This is a genomic window from Kribbella sp. (assembly GCF_035687465.1).
GTDB lineage: Bacteria > Actinomycetota > Actinomycetes > Propionibacteriales > Kribbellaceae > Kribbella.
The window spans coordinates 1-4,084 of record NZ_DASRXP010000546.1 but is presented as its reverse complement, the minus strand read 5'-3'; the positions used below and the strand labels follow the sequence as shown (position 1 = coordinate 4,084).

The window sequence follows — 4,084 nt, the reverse complement described above, 5'->3', positions numbered from 1 at the left end:
CTCGGTGCCGCCGAAGTTCCTGCCGACCGATCCGCAGTGGAGCAACTACCGGCAGGTGTTCGAGCTGATCCCGGTCTTCCTGTGGAACAGCGTGAAGCTGGCCGGGCTGAACGTGGTCGGCATCCTGATCGTGGCGTCGATGGCGGGCTATGCCTTTGCCCGGTTGAAGTTCGCGGGACGTGACATCGCGTTCATGGTGCTGCTGGCGACCTCGATCATCCCGGGCATCGCGTACCTGATCCCGCAGTACATCGTCTTCCGGCACATCGGCTGGGTGGACACGCAGTACCCGTTGTGGGTGCCGAAGGTGCTCACGCCGGTGTTCGCGACCTTCCTGATGCGCCAGTCGTTCCTGACCATCCCGAAGGAACTGGAGGACGCCGGCAAGATCGACGGTGCGTCCACCTTCGGCATCTACTGGCGGATCATGCTGCCGCAGACCAAGCCGGCGCTGGCCGCGATCGGGGTCTTCACCTTCCTCGAGTCGTGGAACGACCTGTTCGGTCCGCTGATCTACATCAACTCCGAGAACCTGCAGACGCTGCCGGTGGCCCTCGCGCAGTTCCAGGGCGAGTACTTCACCCAGATCAGTCTGCTGATGTGCGGTGCGACGGTGTCCGTCGTACCGGTGATCGCAGTGTTCCTCTTTGCACAGCGCTATTTCATCCAGGGCATCACGATGACGGGAATGAAGGGGTGAGCGACTTGCCGGACAGGCTTGTGGCTATGCAGATCGGAGCGGTTTCGTTCGTCGACGAGGGTGTCGACCAGACGCTGGACCTGCTGGCGGAGAAGGGGGCGGTGAACGCGTTGTTCCTCGCCACCCCGACCTGGACCAGAGGAACCGGGGGCCGGCAGATCCCCGGACACCCGATCCCCGACCACGGCGGATCGGAGTACGACCTGGGCTGGGTGGGCGGCAACTACGCGACGCCGCATCCGCAGTACTACGGCAACACGGTGCTCGGCGCGGTCGGGCGCGCCCCTGAGCACCCGGAGTTCGACCTGCTCGCGGACGTGATCCCGAAGGCGCGCGAGCGGGGGATGAAGTCCTTCGCCTGGATGGAGGAGAGCGGCGGCGCCCGCGAACTGCGGCGCTATCCGAACTTCGCCAAGGTGCTCGAGGTGGACGCCTGGTCGCGGCCGGCGCGGCGGCCGTGCTTCAACAACCCGGACTACCGGAACTGGCATCTGGGATTCGTCGAGGACTACGTGCAGAGCTACGAGCTGGACGGACTGGCCTGGTGCTCCGAACGGCCCGGGCCGCTGAATCTCCTGATGCAAGGTTCGGCCGATGTCGCCGACATCGGGTGTTTCTGCCCACATTGTGCCGAGATCGGCCGGGCGCGGGGCATCGATGTGGCTCGCGCGCAGCAGGGCTATCGCGAACTGCTGGAGTGGAACCAGCGGGTCGGTGCCGGTGAAAAACCCGCCGACGGGGCGTTCGTGACGTTCTGGCGGATCCTGCTGAACTTCCCCGAGGTCCTGGCCTGGCAGACGTTGTGGACCGAGAGCCAGCGACAGCTCTACCGCGACATCTACGGCGTCGCCAAGGCCTGCGCTCCGGAGGTCCAGGTCGGCTGGCACGTCTACCACAACATCTCTTTCAGTCCGTTCTACCGGGCGGACCAGGACTACGCCGAGATGGCGAAGTTCTCGGACTTCATCAAGGTGGTGATCTACAACAACTGCGCGGGACCGCGGTTCTACACCTGGGTGAAGAACATCTGCCGCGCCCTGTTCGCCGACGCCGAGCCCGAGGATGTCTACCCGCTGATGATGAAGCTGCTGCAGTTGGACGAGGGCTCGTACGACAAGCTGCCGCAGACCGGGTTCACCGCCGACTATGTCCGCCGCGAAACCGCCCGGGCGGTCGCCGGTGTGGACGGCCAGAGCGCGATTTACCCCGGCATCGACATCGACATCCCGGTCGGGGTGAAGCGCCAGCGGCTGGAGCCCGCTCTTGACGTCGGCAGCAAGGCCAACTGGGACGACAACGAGGGCGAGCTGACCGCCTGTACTCCGGACGGGGTCCGCGACGCCGTGCTCGCCGCGTTCGAGGGTGGCGGCGAAGGAGTCGTGCTCAGCCGGAAGTACTCGGAGATGCTGCTGGACAACCTCTCCGGTGCCGGCGCGGCGATGAAGGCCCTGGCCGGATGACGGCCGCACCCTGGTACCGGCGCACCCTGCGCTGGGCCCAGACGAACCTTACCGAGAAGGACCCGGCCCGGTACGACGCGGACTGGTGGCGCGGGCAGTGGCGCCGGACCAGGGTGCAGGGCGCCATCGTCAACGCCGGCGGGATCGTTGCCTACTACCCGAGCAGGTTCCCCCTGCAACACCGGGCGGAGTTCCTCGGCGACCGCGACCTGTACGGCGAGATCGTGGCGGCCGCCCGCGCCGAGGACCTGGTGGTACTCGCGCGGATGGACTCGAACCGTGCGCACCAGGAGTTCTACGACGCGCACCCCGACTGGTTCGCGATCGATGCCGACGGCAACCCCTACCGGGCCGGAGACCTGTACGTCGCGTGCGTCACCGGGCCGTACTACCGCGAGTACCTGCCCGGCGTGCTCGAGGAGATCATCGAGCGGAGCGCGCCCGACGGGATCACCGACAACAGCTGGAGCGGCCTGGACCGGGACCACGTCTGCTACTGCCCGAACTGCTCGGTCGGCTTCAAGGGCGCCACCGGCCTGGACCTTCCGGGCCGCGTTGACTGGGACGATCCGGCGTACCGGCGGTGGATCGTCTGGAGCTACCAGCAGCGAATGGCGGTCTGGGACCTCAACAACGAGGTGACGACGAGAGCAGGTGGGCCCGACTGTCTGTGGATCGGCATGAACGGCGGCGAGGTGGTTGCCCAGAGCAAACGGTTGCGGGACGACCGGGCGATCTGCGACCGGACTCCGATCTTCCTGCTGGACTCGCAGTACCGGCACGAGGGCGGCGGTTTCCAGGCCAACGCGGACAGCGGCAAGCGGCTGCACGGGCTGCTGGGTCCGCAAGCGCTGATTCCCGAGAGCACGGCGATGTACGACGCGGGGACCCCCACGTTCCGCCTCGGCAGCAAGCCGGAGGCCGAAGCGCGGATGTGGGCGGTGGAGGGGTTCGGCGGTGGCATCCAGCCCTGGTGGCATCACATCGGCTCGGTGCACGAGGATCGGCGCCAGTACGCGACGGCGGAGCCGCTCTTCCGCTGGCACGAGCAGAACGAGCAGTACCTGGTGAACCGTGAGCCGCTTGCGACCGTCGGCTTGTTGTGGAGTCAGCGCAGCCTGGACTTCCACGGCAAGGACCAACCGGAAACCCGGAGCGTCCTGCCCTATCGAGGCTTCGCGGATGCGTTGATCCGGGCCCGGATTCCTTACCGGCCGGTGCACGCGGACCAGGTCGCCCGGGATGCTCCCGGGCTCGGCGTCATCGTCGTACCGAATGTCGGGGTGCTCACCTCCGAGCAATGCGAGGCACTGCGGGCCTTCGCCGAGGGCGGTGGCGGGCTGGTCGTGACGGGCGAGTCCAGCCTGTACGACGAATGGGGTGATCGGCGGGACGACTTCGCTCTGGCGGACGTGCTCGGGGTCCACTGGACGGGTGAGCAGCGTGGCGATGGTCTGGTGGGCGCGGTCAGCTGGGAGACGTACGACAACCACAGCTACCTGCGGATCGAGGACCGCGAGATTGTGGACGGCTTCGGGGACACCGATCTGCTGCCCTTCGGTGGCCGGGTCGAGGTGGTACGGACCGACGGCCGGGCAGCGCTGACCTGGGTACCGCCCTTCCCGATCTACCCGCCGGAGAAATCGTGGATGGCCGAACCGCGCACCGGCGTACCGGCCGTGGTGCTGGGGTCGTCCCGGGTCGCCTATCTGGCGGCGGATCTGGATCGGTTGTACGCGCGGCACCACCATCCCGATCACGGGCATTTGCTGGCGAACCTTGTTCGCTGGGCGGCGCCGGACGACATTCCCCTGGCGGTCGAGGGAGCCGGAGTACTCGACTGCAACCTTTACCGGCAGGGCGAGGCCGTCATCCTGCATCTGGTCAATCTCGATCAGGGCGGCGCGTGGCAGGGGCGTCTGGA

Annotated in this window: 3 protein-coding genes; all 3 read left to right on the top strand. The window is 67.1% G+C overall.

The genetic code is table 11. The features are described from left to right. The coding region (locus tag VFG33_RS28935) for a carbohydrate ABC transporter permease (RefSeq protein WP_325056143.1) at window positions 1-700 on the top strand (700 nt) is incomplete at its 5' end. Window positions 701-726: 26 nt separating this feature from the next. Continuing rightward, on the top strand, window positions 727-2,160 hold the full coding sequence (locus tag VFG33_RS28930; RefSeq protein WP_325056142.1) for an alpha-amylase family protein: 1,434 nt from the start codon (window positions 727-729) through the stop codon (window positions 2,158-2,160). After that, the coding region (locus VFG33_RS28925) for an alpha-amylase family protein (RefSeq protein WP_325056141.1) at window positions 2,157-4,084 on the top strand (1,928 nt) is incomplete at its 3' end. The genes VFG33_RS28930 and VFG33_RS28925, both read left to right, overlap by 4 nt.

Bases quoted from the DNA above. Each gene is read 5' to 3' on its own strand.
- VFG33_RS28930 (WP_325056142.1), top strand. From the start codon at position 727: ATGCAGATCGGAGCGGTTTCGTTCGTCGACGAGGGTGTCGACCAGACG.